This is a genomic window from Pseudomonas nicosulfuronedens (genome assembly GCF_005877905.1).
In the GTDB taxonomy this organism is placed as follows: Bacteria; Pseudomonadota; Gammaproteobacteria; order Pseudomonadales; family Pseudomonadaceae; genus Pseudomonas; species Pseudomonas nicosulfuronedens.
This window is the reverse complement of record NZ_SWDV01000018.1, coordinates 151,291-165,070: the sequence shown is the minus strand read 5'-3', so window position 1 is coordinate 165,070 and position 13,780 is coordinate 151,291. Positions and strand designations below refer to the sequence as shown.

General features: G+C 64.0%; 14 protein-coding genes. 8 read left to right on the top strand and 6 right to left on the bottom strand.

What is annotated here, in order from left to right:
• Both FAS41_RS16210 and hpaC read right to left on the bottom strand, forming a co-directional pair.
• On the bottom strand, window positions 1-335 hold a 335-nt coding region (locus tag FAS41_RS16210), incomplete at its 3' end, for a dioxygenase (protein ID WP_281286812.1).
• A 37-nt stretch (window positions 336-372) separates the two neighbouring features.
• A complete protein-coding gene (hpaC, locus tag FAS41_RS16205; RefSeq protein WP_138523986.1) occupies window positions 373-894 on the bottom strand; it encodes a 4-hydroxyphenylacetate 3-monooxygenase, reductase component in 522 nt (173 codons plus the stop codon).
• 267 nt (window positions 895-1,161) lie between these two features.
• Here hpaC and FAS41_RS16200 point away from each other — a divergent pair, with 267 nt between their 5' ends.
• Window positions 1,162-1,788 (top strand): response regulator transcription factor, encoded by a 627-nt coding sequence (locus FAS41_RS16200; protein WP_138523984.1) that lies wholly within the window; start codon window positions 1,162-1,164, stop codon window positions 1,786-1,788.
• Window positions 1,789-1,803: 15 nt separating this feature from the next.
• Here FAS41_RS16200 and FAS41_RS16195 read toward each other — a convergent pair whose 3' ends face one another.
• Complete coding sequence (locus FAS41_RS16195; protein ID WP_138523982.1) at window positions 1,804-2,799, bottom strand: asparaginase; 996 nt, start codon at window positions 2,797-2,799, stop codon at window positions 1,804-1,806.
• Between the two features lie 86 nt (window positions 2,800-2,885).
• Entirely contained in the window at window positions 2,886-4,328 is a 1,443-nt protein-coding gene (locus FAS41_RS16190; RefSeq protein WP_138523980.1) for an alanine/glycine:cation symporter family protein, read from the bottom strand.
• 168 nt (window positions 4,329-4,496) lie between these two features.
• On the opposite strand from FAS41_RS16190, the gene FAS41_RS16185 reads away from it, so the two are divergent.
• Window positions 4,497-5,315, top strand: a complete 819-nt coding sequence (locus FAS41_RS16185) for a helix-turn-helix domain-containing protein (protein WP_138523978.1) — start codon at window positions 4,497-4,499, stop codon at window positions 5,313-5,315.
• Window positions 5,316-5,436: 121 nt separating this feature from the next.
• Here FAS41_RS16185 and FAS41_RS16180 read toward each other — a convergent pair whose 3' ends face one another.
• Window positions 5,437-6,321: a DMT family transporter gene (locus tag FAS41_RS16180; RefSeq protein ID WP_138523976.1), complete on the bottom strand. Its 885-nt coding sequence runs from the start codon at window positions 6,319-6,321 to the stop codon at window positions 5,437-5,439.
• A gap of 544 nt (window positions 6,322-6,865) precedes the next feature.
• Here FAS41_RS16180 and FAS41_RS16175 point away from each other — a divergent pair.
• Window positions 6,866-8,116 (top strand): OprD family porin, encoded by a 1,251-nt coding sequence (locus tag FAS41_RS16175; RefSeq protein ID WP_138523974.1) that lies wholly within the window; start codon window positions 6,866-6,868, stop codon window positions 8,114-8,116.
• 64 nt (window positions 8,117-8,180) lie between these two features.
• Here FAS41_RS16175 and FAS41_RS16170 read toward each other — a convergent pair whose 3' ends face one another.
• Window positions 8,181-9,416 carry a PilT/PilU family type 4a pilus ATPase gene (locus FAS41_RS16170; RefSeq protein WP_171049495.1) on the bottom strand — a complete coding sequence of 412 codons (1,236 nt, stop codon included), beginning with the start codon at window positions 9,414-9,416 and terminating at the stop codon, window positions 8,181-8,183.
• Between the two features lie 186 nt (window positions 9,417-9,602).
• Between FAS41_RS16170 and FAS41_RS16165 the strand changes: the two genes are divergently transcribed.
• The 5 genes from FAS41_RS16165 to FAS41_RS16145 all read left to right on the top strand — a co-directional run bounded on the left by FAS41_RS16165 (window position 9,603) and on the right by FAS41_RS16145 (window position 13,738).
• Window positions 9,603-9,881 (top strand): peptidylprolyl isomerase, encoded by a 279-nt coding sequence (locus FAS41_RS16165; protein ID WP_138523972.1) that lies wholly within the window; start codon window positions 9,603-9,605, stop codon window positions 9,879-9,881.
• Window positions 9,882-9,895: 14 nt separating this feature from the next.
• On the top strand, window positions 9,896-10,258 hold the full coding sequence (locus FAS41_RS16160) for an MmcQ/YjbR family DNA-binding protein (protein ID WP_138523970.1): 363 nt from the start codon (window positions 9,896-9,898) through the stop codon (window positions 10,256-10,258).
• A complete protein-coding gene (locus tag FAS41_RS16155) occupies window positions 10,258-10,812 on the top strand; it encodes a putative glycolipid-binding domain-containing protein (protein ID WP_138523968.1) in 555 nt (184 codons plus the stop codon). Before FAS41_RS16160 ends, FAS41_RS16155 begins: the two co-directional genes overlap by 1 nt.
• A 185-nt stretch (window positions 10,813-10,997) precedes the next feature.
• On the top strand, window positions 10,998-12,179 hold the full coding sequence (locus FAS41_RS16150; RefSeq protein WP_138523966.1) for an MFS transporter: 1,182 nt from the start codon (window positions 10,998-11,000) through the stop codon (window positions 12,177-12,179).
• 281 nt (window positions 12,180-12,460) lie between these two features.
• Entirely contained in the window at window positions 12,461-13,738 is a 1,278-nt protein-coding gene (locus FAS41_RS16145) for an OprD family porin (RefSeq protein ID WP_138523964.1), read from the top strand.
• The last annotated feature ends 42 nt before the right edge of the window (window positions 13,739-13,780 follow it).

Here is a 13,780-nt window from a genome sequence, read left to right as displayed (position 1 = left end):
GCCACATACAGCGGACCTTCGATGGTGCGCGGAGTGCCACCTTCGATGCCGACCGCCGCGTCCTGGGCGTCCAGCAGCAGGTCGAGGTAGTGCTCGATGCCCAGGCCGGCGACGACCAGGCCGGCTTCCTGGCGCGCGCCGAGACGATTGAGGTAGTCCACCGCCTTCCAGAACTCATCAGGGGTGACGTTCATGTCTTCGATGAGCCTGGCGGTGTCCTGCAGGATGCGCAGGATGAGGTTCTTCACCCGCGGATTGCCCTGGTCGTTCAGGGCGCCGCTGGCCTCTTCGAAGAACTTCTGGATGTCGGCAGTCTGGGAAATCTTCACGGTCACGGCGATTACCTCGTTCTTGTTGTCTGGGAGTCAGCCATCAGCTCGCGCGCAGCACGGCTTCGCGCTCGACGCGGTGGAACACGCGATTGAAGTACACCAGGCTGTCCTGGCGCTCGCGCACAGCGACCTTTTCCAGCTCGACGAACATCACCGTGTGCGAACCGACTTCCTTGCAGTCGCTGATGCGCCCTTCCAGGCTCACCAGCGCCTGGCGCAGCACCGGCAGGCCGGCGTAGCCGTCGTCCCAGAGGTCCCAGGTGAAGCGCTCTTCCATGGAGACCTTGGTCATCCCGGCAAAGTGCTTGGCCAGCTCTTCCTGCTCGCCGCACAGCACGTTGACGCACAGGTGGCCGTTGCTGCGGAACACATCGTGTGTCGCGCTGCCGCGGTTGACGCAGACCAGTACCGTGGGCGGCGAATCGGTGACCGAGCACACCGCGCTGGCGGTAATGCCACAGCGGCCTTCCGGGCCGTTGGTGGTGATGATGTTCACCGCCGCCGGCAGCTGGGCCATGGCGTTGCGGAAGTCGATCTGGGTCTGGCTGAGGGTGTTGGCCATTTCTTCGCCCCTTGTGCTGGAGTGGCCGGCACGCCCGGCCTTTCTTGTAGGGGGCCAGCGTAGGGCAGCGCCGCGGGACGAAACATTCAGACGATTACCACACCAGAAGGTAGTGGCCGCTAGTCATGTAGGTGGTTTCTTTATCGTCAGCCTCGGCGACTATGGGTATGCTCCGAGCCATGCCATTGCGACGACCGGGGCCTACACCCGGCGGACGCGGCCTACGTGCAGCTCTACAACGATAAAAAAAGAAAGTGGCAACGCCTGATGGAAGCTAGAAAACCCGTGGTCTACATCGTCGACGACGACAAGGACCTGCGCACCTCCCTCGCCTGGCTGCTCGAGTCGGTCAGCATCGAGTCGCTGTGTTTCGGCGGTGCCGAAGAGTTCCTGCGCGAATATGACCCCCGACTCCCCGCCTGCCTGGTGCTCGACGTGCGCATGCCCGAGACCAGCGGCTTCCAGTTGCAGGAAATGCTCAACGACAAGGGCATCAACCTGCCGACCATCTTCGTGACCGCCCACGGCGATATCCCGATGTCGGTGAAGGCGATGAAGAACGGCGCGCTGGATTTCGTCGAAAAGCCCTACAACCCACAGCAGATGCTGGACCGCATCCAGGCGGCGCTAAAAAGCGCGGTGCAGGTACACGCAGGTCAGGAACAGAAGCAGGTCCTGCAACACAAGCTCGACCTGCTCACCGGTCGGGAGCGGGAAATCCTGATGATGGTGGTGGATGGCAAGGCCAGCAAAGTCATCGCCCGCGAGCTGAACATCAGCGTCAAGACGGTCGATGTGCACCGTACCAAGATCAAGGAAAAGATGGGCGTGAGCAGCATCGCCATGCTGGTGCGCGAAGTGCTCAACGTGCCGCTGGAAGAGTCGCGCCCCTGAGCGGGGCACTTTCCTTTACCGGGCGTCGACGCGCTCGCCGCACAGGTCGAGCGCGAACAGCCGCTCGACCTCGGAAGGCGGCAGGCCACTGCCGATCAGGCTGAACAACTTGCCCAGCGCTGCTTCACGAGTCATCCCACCGCCAGACACCAATCCGGCATCGCGCAGACGACTGCCGGCCGCGTAGACATCGAAGGCCACATGGCCCTGCGGGCACTGGCTGATCGCCGCCAACACCACGCCGCGAGCGTGGGCTTCGCGCAGAGCGGCCAGCAGGTCTTCGTTGTCCGACGGGCCGGTGCCGCTACCGAAACACTCCAGCAGCAACGCCTGCACGCCTGTGCCCAACAAAGCGCGCAGGTGCTCGGCGCGCAAACCGGGGAACAGCGGCAACACCACAAGGTTCACCGGTTGACGCGGCTGGCGGTAGCTCAACTCGGCAGGCAGCGACTCGGCACGCTCCCCCTGGCGCTCGCGGGGCAGTACGGCGAAAGCATCGAAGGCGTCGCTGCGCAGCTTGGTGACACGGGCGCCGTGCATCAGCTCGCCGTTGAAGAACAACCAGACGCCCGGCTCGACGCCGCGCTCCAGCGCCGTCAGCGAACCCAGCAGGTTGGACGGGGCATCGCTACCCGGCGCGCCCATGGGCTGCATGGAGCCGGTCAGCAGCACCGGCACCTTCAGGCCCAGCAGCAGGAACGACAGCGCGGCGGCGCTGTAGGCCAGGGTGTCGGTGCCGTGCAGCACCAGCACGCCGTCATGACCGCCCAGCTCCACCGCATGGACAATGGCGTCGCGCATGGCCAGCCAGTTGGCCTGGGTCATGTTGGCGCTGTCGAGCAGCGGTTGCAGTTCGGCAAAGGTCCAGTTGAGGCGAGTCTCGCCCTGGCCTTGCAGTTGTTCGCGCATGCGAGCTTCGAAACCGCCAGCCGGGGCGAGGCCTTCGGCGGTTTGCAGCATGCCGATAGTGCCGCCGGTATAGAGGACGAAGAGATTCTTCACTCGACGCATGCCAGTGCTCTTGTAGGAAAGTTCACAGGATAAACCGCGAGGCCGGGAGAAGTCCCGGCCTCGCGTATCAGACCAAAGTCAGCGGATCAGCCCTGGGCGGGCAGGCTGCCGTGGGCCGGAGCAGTCGAATTGATCTTGTGCGCATCGCGCCAGGCATCGTGGTCGATGTCCAGGTCGGCGAACTTGCTGGCGTCGAACACCGGGCGCTCGATGCCGGCGCGGCGTTGTTCGTCGTAGTCACGCATCACGCGCAGCCCGGTCTTGATCAGCATCGCCAGGGCCACCAGGTTGACGAAGGCCAGGCAGGTCATGGTGATGTCGGCGAAGGCGAACACGGTGCCCAGGTTCTGCATCGAGCCCCAGAGGATCAGGCCCAGCACCAGCACGCGGAAGGCGATCAGCGCGGAGCGGCTGCGACCGACGATGAACTGCAGGGCGTTCTCACCGAGGTAGTAGTTGTAGGTGATGCAGGTGAACACGAACAGCGACAGTGCGACGCTGACGAAGATGCGACCCCAGTCACCGACCACGGCGGCCAGCGAGTTCTGCGTCAGGGTGATGCCGTCGCCTTCGAAGCCGGGGGTGTAGAAGCCCGAGAGCAGGATCAGCAGCGCGGTGCAGGTGCAGATGACGAAGGTGTCGAGGAACACGCTGAACGCCTGGACCACGCCTTGGGAGGCCGGGTGACGCACAGCGGCGACAGCGGCGACGTTCGGCGCACTGCCCAGGCCCGCTTCGTTGGCGAACACGCCGCGCTTCACGCCCATCACGATGGCGCTACCCAGCAGGCCGGCGAAGGCCGGTTCCAGGCCGAAGGCGCTCTTCACGATGGTGGTCAGCATGCCCGGCACCAGTTCGATCTGGGTGACGATCACGTAGAGGGTCACGGCGATGTAGGCCAGGGTCTTGACCGGCACCAGCAGGTCGGAGACCGCCGCAATGCGCTGGATGCCGCCGAAGAACACGATCGCCAGCAGCACGGCCAGGGCGATGCCCGAGTACAGCACCGGGATGTCGAAGGCGTTCTGCAGCGAGTGGGTCACAGTGAAGGCTTGCAGGCCGTTGAAGGCAAAGCCATAGGTGACCAGCAGCAGGACCGCGAAGGTCAGCGCCATCCAGCGCAGCTTCAGGCCGTGCTGGATGTAGTAGGCCGGGCCGCCGCGATACAGGCCGTCGCCGTCGCTGCGCTTGTAGACCTGGGCCAGGGTGCATTCGAAGAAGCTGCTGGACATGCCCACCAGCGCGGTGACCCACATCCAGAACACGGCGCCGGGGCCACCCAGGGTCACAGCGATGCCGACGCCGGCGATGTTACCGGCGCCCACGCGGCCGGCGAGGCTCAGCATCAGGGCCTGGAACGAGCTCAGCTGGCCGGACTGGCCGCGGATCGACTCCTTGAACACACCGAACATGTGGCCGAAGTGGCGGAACTGGACGAAACGGGAACGGATGGTGAAGTACGCACCGAGTCCTACGATGAGGACGATGAGGACTTTCCCGGAGAGGAAATCGTTGATCGCGTCGAGCATGTGCTGGGGCCTCGATTGTTATTGTGGGAGCACGGACCTGGGGCTGGCCCGCTCACTGGGGGCGCATGGTTGCGCCCGAAGCCTTGCGAAACAATTTCGCGGCTTGCTACGAATTGACGCCACTTGGCGCTATTATTGCGCCAGTCGCATCACCTGGACCTGGCACGAATGTCCGAAAACCTCGGCCCCAATCTCAAGCTGCTGTGCGCCCACTACCGCTCTATTTCGGAGGTTTGCCGGAAGCTTGCGATCAACCGCGCGCAGTTCAACAAGTACCTGGGTGGGCAGAGCCAACCCACGGCCTACAACCTCAAACGGATTGGAGATTTCTTCGGCGTCGAGGATTACGAGCTGCAATTGCCCCCTGAACAGTTCGCCCGACTGATTGGCGCACGGGGTGCCTCGCCGGCGAATAGTCAGCGTCATGATCCGCTGCTCGAAATGCTCCGCCCCTTGCGCGAGCACGCGGGCAACCTGTCGCGCTATTGCGGCTACTACTTCGAGTATTCCAACTGCATGTCAGTGCCGGGCTCGATCCTCTTGTCGCTGGTGCACCTGTATGAAGAGGACGGCAACTTCCTCTTCGAGCGCCAGGAGCGCCAGGAGCGATCGAGCAGTACCGATGTGCAGGCCGAGGACTGGGTGCGCTGCCGCTACCTGGGTGCAGCCTTCCAGCTGCAGGACCGGGTGTTCCTGATGGATTACGAGTCGCTCACCGTCAACGAGATGAGCCAGACCATTCTCATCCCCAGTTTCAAGAGTCGCATCACCCGCCTGAACGGCCTGAAGACCGGCGTTTCCAGCGGCGACCGGCGCACCCCGGCATGCACCCGCGTGGTCTGGGAATACCTGGGCCCGGAGATCAACCGCATCAGCGCCTATCGCCAGGTGAAGCTGTACCAGCCGGACGATCCACGCATCGACGACGACGTGCGTCAGCGACTGCAGGTCGGGCCGATCCGCCATGGCCTGTTCGAGATCGAATGACGGGCAGAACATTGTAGGAGCGAGCTTGCTCGCGAACCCGCCCAGCTCCCGAGCCGCCGGCAAATCCGTTCGCGAGCAAGGACTGAGCGTCCCCCTCGCTCCTACAGGAAGAGCAACGTGTCTACCGCTTGCGGCTCTGCAACCACGCCGCTGCCAGCCCGCTGCCGCAGATCACCGCGATACCCAGCAGCGCCGACGGTTCCGGCGTATGGCCGAAGATGACGAAGCCCAGCAGCCCGGCGAAGACGATCTGGCAATAGCTGAACGGTGCCAGCAGCGCTGGCGCCGCATGCTTGAAAGCCTGGGTCAGGAACAGGTGTGCGGTCATCCCGCAGGTACCCAGGGCCAACATCATCAGGCCATGCACCAACCCCGGCCATTGCCAGAAGAACGGCACCAGTGCGCTGACGATCAGGGTGTTGCACAGCCCGGCGAAGAAGTTGCTGGTGGTCGGGCTGTCCACCTGGCTGAGCTTGCGCGTCAGCAACTGGTAAAAGCTGAAGCACAGCGCCGAGCCAAACGGCAACAGCACCGCCGGGGTGAACAGGTCGCCACCGGGGTGGACGATGATCAGCACACCAGCAAATCCCACCAGCACCGCCGCCCACTGCCCGGCACTGACCCGCTCGCCCAGCAACGGTACCGACAGCGCCGTCACCAACAGCGGTGCGAGGAAGTTCACCGAGGTCGCCTCGGCCAGCGGGATGTACTGCAGGCCGGTGGTGAATAGAAAGCTGGTGCCCAGCAGGCACAGCGCACGGATCGTCTGCAGGAAGGGATGACGGGTGCGCAGCACGGCAAGGCCGGCGCGCGGCAGGAAGATGCCCGCCATCAACAGCGTGTGCACCACATAGCGCGCCCACACCACCATGACGATGGGATAGATGCTCGCCAGGTACTTGGACAGCGCGTCGTGGCTGGAGAACAGGAAGGTCGCCAGGACGATGAGCAGGATGCCCTTGAAGGGTTGGTGGACGCCGGACAACGGCGATTGACTGGTACTCATCGACTCACGGATTCACTAGGCAGATGCGGCGGGCGCGAGGCCAACAGGAAGAGCAGGACAGCCTAGCAGGGCGCGCCGGAGAAAGAATCCGTCACGCCAAGCCGGGAGCACCTCGCGGGTCCGCTGAAAGGCCGCACGATACAAGTCCCGCGCAGCATTGTGTCGGCCATCCTACGCGTAGTGCCGGCGGATGAATGTTCCATTTGGTTAATTGCCGTTCGAACAGCGAACGCTTACGCCTCGGGCGAATTGCGAAGGCGCTTCACGGAGCACCACTATGGCCCCAGTCGCCGCCTCGATGCGGCGCCAACAACTACTAATAAGAAAGGCCCGTTCACATGCTCACGCTCTCCCTGGCACGCCCGCGCGCGTGCATCGCCCCCGCCGTCTGTCTTCGCACGCTTGCTTGCACGCCCCTCGCGCCCGGCTGATCGCCTGATCCGCGCTCGCTGACCGTTTTCAACCTCCATCCGCCGCTCCTGACAGAGCCGCGCGGAGGGCCTCGTTCGCCCCGAACAACGACAAGAATGCCGAGGGAACCCCCATGCTCCGCCACCTGCCCCACCTCACCATCAGCGCCTGCCTGCTACCCGCCCTGCCCGTCCTGGCCAGCGCCGAGGAAGCCGGTTTCCTTGAGGGCGCCAAGGCCAGCGTGCTGCTGCGCAACTTCTACATGAACCGCAACTATGTCGGCGAAGCCCGCCAGGGCAAGGCGGAAGAATGGACACAGAGCTTCATCCTCGACGCCCGCTCCGGCTACACCCAGGGCACCATCGGGCTAGGCCTGGACGTGCTCGGGCTGTACAGCCTGAAGCTAGACGGCGGCAAGGGCACGGCCGGCACCCAGTTGTTGCCGACCCACGACGACGGCCGCCCCGCCGACGACTTCGGCCGCCTGGCGGTGGCCGGCAAGGCCAAGGTGTCGAAAACCGAATTCAAGGCCGGTGAATGGATGGTGGTACTGCCGATCCTGCGCTCGGATGACGGCCGCTCGCTGCCGCAGACCTTCCAGGGCGCACAGGTCACCTCGAAGGAAATCGACGGCCTGACCCTCTACGGCGGCCAGTTCCGCCAGAACAGCCCGCGCAATGACGCCAGCATGCAAGACATGTCGCTGTTCAATCGCCCGGCCTACACCTCCGACCGCTTCAACTTCGCCGGCGGCGAGTACCGCTTCAACGGCGACCGTACCCTGGTCGGCCTGTGGAATGCGCAGCTGAAGGACATCTACCAGCAGCAGTACCTGCAACTGCAGCACAGCCAACCGCTGGGCAACTGGGTGCTCGGTGCGAATATCGGCTACTTCTGGGGTAAGGAGGACGGCAGCGCCCGTGCCGGTGACCTGGACAACCGCACCTTCTCTGGACTTTTCTCGGCAAAGTACGGCGCGAGCACCTTCTATCTCGGCCTGCAGAAGGTCATGGGTGAGGACGAGTGGTTCCGCGTCAATGGCACCAGCGGCGGTACCCTGGCCAACGACAGCTACAACGCCAGTTACGAGAGTGCCAAGGAGCGCTCCTGGCAGTTGCGTCATGACTACGATTTCGCCGCTTTCGGCGTGCCCGGCCTGACCCTGATGAATCGCTACATCCAGGGCCGCAACGTGCACAACACCAGCACCGACGACGGCCGCGAATGGGGCCGCGAAAGCGAACTGGCGTACACGGTGCAAAGCGGCACCTTCAGGACGCTGAACCTCAAGTGGCGTAACTCCAGCATGCGGCGCGACTGGGGCAGCACCAACAGCTTCGACGAGAACCGGCTGATCATCAGCTATCCCCTCTCGCTGCTTTGATGCAGCTCCTGCAATCCATGAAAAAGCCCCGGCATGCCGGGGCTTTTTGTGTGCAGCGGGCGGCTTACTGGCCGACCGGCTTCTCCGCGTCTTCCGCCTCGATCTCTTCCAGCGCGAGTTCCAGCCCCCAGCTGGAAGCTTCCACCGGCTGGGCGGCGGCCGGGGGAGCGACGGGCGCCGGAGCCGGCGCGGCAGGCTTGGCCGCTGCGGGCGTGGCAGCGCTGCCGACGCTGCCCGGGTTGTCCTTGTACAGCTTGAGCTTCAGACGCAGGTTGTTCGCCGAGTCGGCGTTCTTCACCGCTTCTTCCTCGGTGATTGCGCCCTCCACTGCCAGGTCGAACAGCGCTTGGTCGAAGGTCTGCATGCCGAGGGCGCGGGACTTGTCCATGATTTCCTTGATCGAGCTGAAGTCGCCGCGCTTGATGATATCGCTGATGGTCGCGGTGCCCAGCAGAACTTCTACCGCTGCGCGGCGCTTGCCGTCCTGGGTACGCACCAGGCGCTGGGAGACGAAGGCCTTGAGGTTGTTGCCCAGGTCGTTGAGCAACTGCGGCCGGCGCTCCTCGGGGAAGAAGTTGATGATGCGGTCCAGCGCCTGGTTGGCGTTGTTCGCGTGAAGCGTGGAGATCGCCAGGTGGCCGGTGTCGGCGAAGGCCAGGGCGTGCTCCATGGTCTCGCGGTCGCGGATCTCGCCAATCAGGATCACGTCCGGCGCCTGGCGCAGGGTGTTCTTCAGCGCGGCATGGAAACTGCGGGTGTCCACCCCGACTTCGCGCTGGTTGATGATCGACTTGCGGTGCCGGTGCACGTATTCGATGGGGTCTTCGATGGTGATGATGTGGCCGCCGCTGTTGCGATTGCGGTGGTCGATCAGCGCCGCCAGGGAGGTGGACTTGCCCGAGCCGGTGCCGCCGACAAAGAGCACCAGGCCACGCTTCTCCATCACCACCTTGAGCAGCACTTCGGGCAGATTCAGGTCGGCGAACAGCGGGATATCCAGCTTGATGTTCCGCGCCACGATGGACACTTCGTTACGCTGCTTGAACAGGTTGATACGGAAGCGGCCGACGCCCGCGACGGAAATCGCCAGGTTCATTTCCAGTTCACGGTCAAACTCCGCGCGCTGCTCCTCATCCATGAGCCCGTAGCCAATGCGGGCGACGTCGCCGGCCTTCATCGGTTCGTTGGTCAGGGGTTTGAGTACCCCGTTGAACTTGGCACAAGGCGGAGCACCGGTGGAGAGGTAAAGATCCGAACCATCCTGGGTGGCCAGGATCTTGAGCATCGCTTGGATATCCATTGAACTGCATCCGTACGCAAGGTGGCGGCAGACGCTGTCTATCAGCAGCGTCCTAAGAATAAGAATTGGCTGATTGACTCTATGGAGCACTCCAGTGCCAGACAATGCAACCCATCGCGAAATGCGACCTGCATCACTGCTGCCGTACAATGCCCCGCAAACGCTTTCATTCAAGGACACAAACCAATGCCCGTCGCCATGGCCCGCCACATCCTGGTCAAGACCGCCGCCGAAGCCGAGCAGATCAAGCAGCGCCTGGCCAAGGGTGAGGACTTTGCCGCCCTGGCGCGCAAGCATTCCACCTGCGCTTCCGGCAAGCGCGGTGGCGACCTGGGCGAGGTGCGCCCGGGCCAGATGGTCCGTAGCATCGACCAGGTGATCTTCAAGAAACCGGTCGGCGTGGTTCACGGGCCGGTTAAAAGCCAGTTCGGCTACCATCTGGTCGAGGTCTATTTCCGGGACTGAGGGAACAGCAACCCATGACACCGCAACAGATCGCCCGCTTCTGCCTGGAGCTCCCTGGCGCCCGTGAAGACATCAAGTGGGGCAGTAACCGGGTGTTCTCGGTGGCCGGCAACAAGATGTTCGCCATCCTCGACTTTCTCGACAGCGGCAACGGCGGCCTGGCCTTCAAGGTCGGCCCGGAGCTGTTCCTGGGCTACGTCGACCGCCCCGGCATCCGCCCCGCGCCCTATCTGGCACGGGCCTTCTGGATTGCCATGCAGCGCCCCTACCCCATGGGCGACGCCGAATTGCGCGAAGCGCTGACCCGCTCGCATCAATTGGTGGTCGCCCGCTTGCCGAAGCGCCAACGCCTGGGCCTGGTGCTGGAGACGCCCTGATGCGTACGCTGGACTGGGAAGGCATCTGGCACGCACCGACGGCCAGCTGGGAGTCGCTGCAGCTGGACGAGCGGCGCGCCGAGAGCCAGCTCCGCGCCATCGATGAAGCAGGCGGGCCCTCGTACCAGCTCGACTACCAGTTGGAATGGGATGATCAATGGCGTCTGCGGGAAGCGCATTTCAGTGTGGAAAGCGCCCGCGGTACGCATCAGCTGCACCTGCTGACCGATGGCGATGGCCACTGGCAGAACGCCGAAGGCGACTCGCTGGAGGACCTGGGCGGCTGCCTGGACATCGACATCTGGCCGTCGCCTTTCACCAACACCTTCCCCATTCGCCGCCTGCACCTGGCCGATGGTGAGCGCCGGGAGCTGGCCGTCGTCTATCTGGAAGCGCCGGCCCTCAAGCCCGTGCGGATGCGCCAGGGCTACACGCGGATCGACGCCCACCACTATCGCTACGAGAACCTCGAAGGCACGCAATTCCAGGCGGTGCTGAGCGTGGATGACGACGGCCTGGTCATCGATTACCCCACCCTCTTTCGCCGCGCCTGAGCCGCTTTTCGTAGGAGCGAGCTTGCTCGCGAACGATTCGTCCGGCCGGCTCCGTGTCAAACGGTTCGCGAGCAAGCTCGCTCCTGCAACTCGGCACTGACTTGCAGGTAGTTCGTTAGCTAGCTTTCCTACACGCCAGACGCGGTCCATCATGTAGGACCACTCGCCGTACCGAACCGCAGCACATGTCCGCCGATTCCCGCTCGTCCTCATCCACCACCCTGCAAGTGGTGTCCGTCGTCCTTTTCACCTTCATCGCCTACCTGACCATTGGCATCCCGCTGGCCGTGCTGCCCGGCTACGTGCACAGCGACCTGGGCTTCGGCTCGGTAATGGCTGGCCTGGTCATCAGCATCCAGTACCTGGCCACTCTGCTGACCCGCCCCTACGCCGGCAAAGTGATCGACACCCTCGGGCCCAAGCGCGCCGTGCTCTACGGCATGGTCGGCTGCGCCGCTAGCGGTGCACTGATGCTCGGTTCCTGGGCGATGCAAGGCCTGCCGTGGATCAGCCTCGGCCTGCTGATGGTCGCGCGCCTGGTGCTGGGCACTTCGGAAAGCCTGGTCGGTAGTGCGTCCATTGCCTGGGGCATTGACCGTGTCGGCGCGGCGAACACCGCAAAAGTCATCTCCTGGAACGGCATCGCCAGCTATGGCGCTCTGGCCATCGGCGCGCCGCTGGGCGTCCTGATGGTCGGACAGCTTGGGCTGTCCAGTCTGGGCGGCAGCGTGGTCCTGCTAGCCATGCTGGGTTTCGCCCTGGCCTGGCCCAAACGCGCGGCAGCCCTGGTGCATGGCGAGCGGATGCCCTTCCACCACGTGCTCGGGCGGGTATTCCCCCATGGCATGGGCCTGGCGCTGGGTGGCATCGGCTTCGGCACCATCGCGACCTTCATCACGCTCTATTACGCCAGCCTTGGCTGGAAGGACGCGGTCTACTGCCTGACCGCCTTTGGCGGCTGCTTCATCGGTGCACGCCTGCTGTTCGCCAATGCGATCAACCGCCACGGAGGCTTCCGCGTCGCGATTGCCTGCCTGTCGGTAGAAAGCCTCGGCCTCCTCCTGCTGTGGAGTGCCCCGACGCCCTGGATTGCCCTGGCTGGCGCGGCGCTGACCGGCTTCGGCTTCTCCCTGGTTTTCCCTGCACTGGGCGTGGAAGCAGTGGGCCTGGTGCCTGCTTCCAATCGTGGCGCCGCCCTGGGCGCCTATTCGCTGTTCATCGATGTGTCCCTCGGCATCACCGGGCCGCTGATGGGCGCCGTCGCCAACGGCTTCGGCTTCGGCTCGATCTTCCTCTGCGCCGCACTTGCGGCATTCAGCGGGCTGATTCTCAGCCTCTGGCTGTTCCAGCACTCGTTCTCCCGCTGACCGTGGCGTCGCGGCAACCTGCCGCGACTTCGCCCATCCCCCGCGAGCCGGCGTGATCCGGTAGCCAAAACCGCTGATCAGGTAATCATGACGGGCGCGTGACAGAGGCTGGACGAAAAAGTTCGAACCTCTGCTATTATCCCGCGGCGCCGGGGCGACCACGCCCCGAATACAACCAAAAGAATATGCCAGCACAGGACTCCACCTACCCCGATCACGCACTTCGGGGCGGAGAGCTTTTTCTTTCTGTTCGCTGGCGCTGCACCATTAAGGAAATCAAGATGCTGAACCACCGGATCAGTCTGCTCGCACTGGGGATCCTCGCGTCGACCGCTGCAATGGCCGATGACCAGTCCACCGCCAAAGGCTTCACCGAAGACAGCCACCTGGACCTGTTCTTCCGCAACGCCTACATGAACCGTGACTACAAGCACGGCCGCGACGACAAGGCAGAGTGGGGCCAGGCCGCCACCGCCACCTTCACCTCCGGTTTCACCCAGGGCACCGTGGGCTTCGGCGTTGACGCGTTCGGCATGTACGCCCTGCGCCTGGACGGTGGCCAGGGCAAGAGCGGCGCCGCCGGCATCGACTTCTTCAAGCAGGGCGACAGCGGCGAAGCCGCCAATGACCTGGCCCGCGCCGGTGGCGCAGTGAAGGCTCGCTTCTCCAACACCGTGATCAAGTACGGTGACCAGATGCCGGCCCTGCCGATCCTCAGCTACGACAACTCCCGCCTGCTGCCGGAAAGCTTCACCGGCACCCTGATCACCTCCAAGGAGATCGAAGGCCTGGAGCTGAACGTCGGCCGCTTCACTTCGGAAACCCGCAAAAGCGCCGAAGGGCGTGACAGCGGCGGCCTGAAGCGCATCGATGTGTTCGGTGGCAGCTACAAGTTCACCGACAACTTCAGTGGCTCGCTGTACGGCTACGAGAGCGAAGACGTCGCCCGCAAGCAGTACATGAACCTGAACTACGTCATCCCGGTGGCCGACAAGCAGTCCCTGACCCTGGACTTCAACGGCTACCGCACCCGCGTGAACGAAGACTTCGCTTCCGACAACGGCATCGACGGCACCAAGAACACCATCTGGAGCCTGTCGGCCGCCTACAACATCGGCGTCCATACCTTCATGATCGCGCACCAGCGCAACAACGGTGATTCCGGCTACAACTACGGCTGGTACCAGAACCAGGGCGGCCTGGGCGACGGCGGCACCACCATCTGGCTGGCTAACTCCTACTGGTCGGACTTCAACGGTGAAGACGAGCGTTCCTGGCAGGGCAGCTACAGCCTGGACTTCTCCGAGTACGGCGTGCCGGGCCTGAGCTACACCGTGGCCTACGTCTATGGCGACAACATCAAGACCGCCGAGACCAGCAACGGCAAAGAGCGCGAAATCTTCAACCAGCTGAAGTACGTCGTACCGAGCGGCCCGGCCAAGGACCTGTCGGTCAAGCTGCGTGGTTCCTGGCTGCGCGTGTCCAACGACGCCCGCTCCTACAACGACGACGGCAACGAAGTGCGTGTCTTCGTCGAGTACCCGGTCAACATCTTCTGATGACCTGATCAGGCTCGAAGGAAAACGCCCCGTGGCAGCGAT

Bases quoted from the DNA above. Each gene is read 5' to 3' on its own strand.
- FAS41_RS16155 (WP_138523968.1), top strand. From the start codon at position 10,258: ATGCGTACGCTGGACTGGGAAGGCATCTGGCACGCACCGACGGCCAGC.
- FAS41_RS16150 (WP_138523966.1), top strand. From the start codon at position 10,998: ATGTCCGCCGATTCCCGCTCGTCCTCATCCACCACCCTGCAAGTGGTG.
- FAS41_RS16175 (WP_138523974.1), top strand. From the start codon at position 6,866: ATGCTCCGCCACCTGCCCCACCTCACCATCAGCGCCTGCCTGCTACCC.
- FAS41_RS16185 (WP_138523978.1), top strand. From the start codon at position 4,497: ATGTCCGAAAACCTCGGCCCCAATCTCAAGCTGCTGTGCGCCCACTAC.
- FAS41_RS16200 (WP_138523984.1), top strand. From the start codon at position 1,162: ATGGAAGCTAGAAAACCCGTGGTCTACATCGTCGACGACGACAAGGAC.
- hpaC (WP_138523986.1), bottom strand. From the start codon at position 894: ATGGCCAACACCCTCAGCCAGACCCAGATCGACTTCCGCAACGCCATG.
- FAS41_RS16160 (WP_138523970.1), top strand. From the start codon at position 9,896: ATGACACCGCAACAGATCGCCCGCTTCTGCCTGGAGCTCCCTGGCGCC.
- FAS41_RS16165 (WP_138523972.1), top strand. From the start codon at position 9,603: ATGCCCGTCGCCATGGCCCGCCACATCCTGGTCAAGACCGCCGCCGAA.
- FAS41_RS16190 (WP_138523980.1), bottom strand. From the start codon at position 4,328: ATGCTCGACGCGATCAACGATTTCCTCTCCGGGAAAGTCCTCATCGTC.
- FAS41_RS16145 (WP_138523964.1), top strand. From the start codon at position 12,461: ATGCTGAACCACCGGATCAGTCTGCTCGCACTGGGGATCCTCGCGTCG.
- FAS41_RS16195 (WP_138523982.1), bottom strand. From the start codon at position 2,799: ATGCGTCGAGTGAAGAATCTCTTCGTCCTCTATACCGGCGGCACTATC.
- FAS41_RS16180 (WP_138523976.1), bottom strand. From the start codon at position 6,321: ATGAGTACCAGTCAATCGCCGTTGTCCGGCGTCCACCAACCCTTCAAG.
- FAS41_RS16170 (WP_171049495.1), bottom strand. From the start codon at position 9,416: ATGGATATCCAAGCGATGCTCAAGATCCTGGCCACCCAGGATGGTTCG.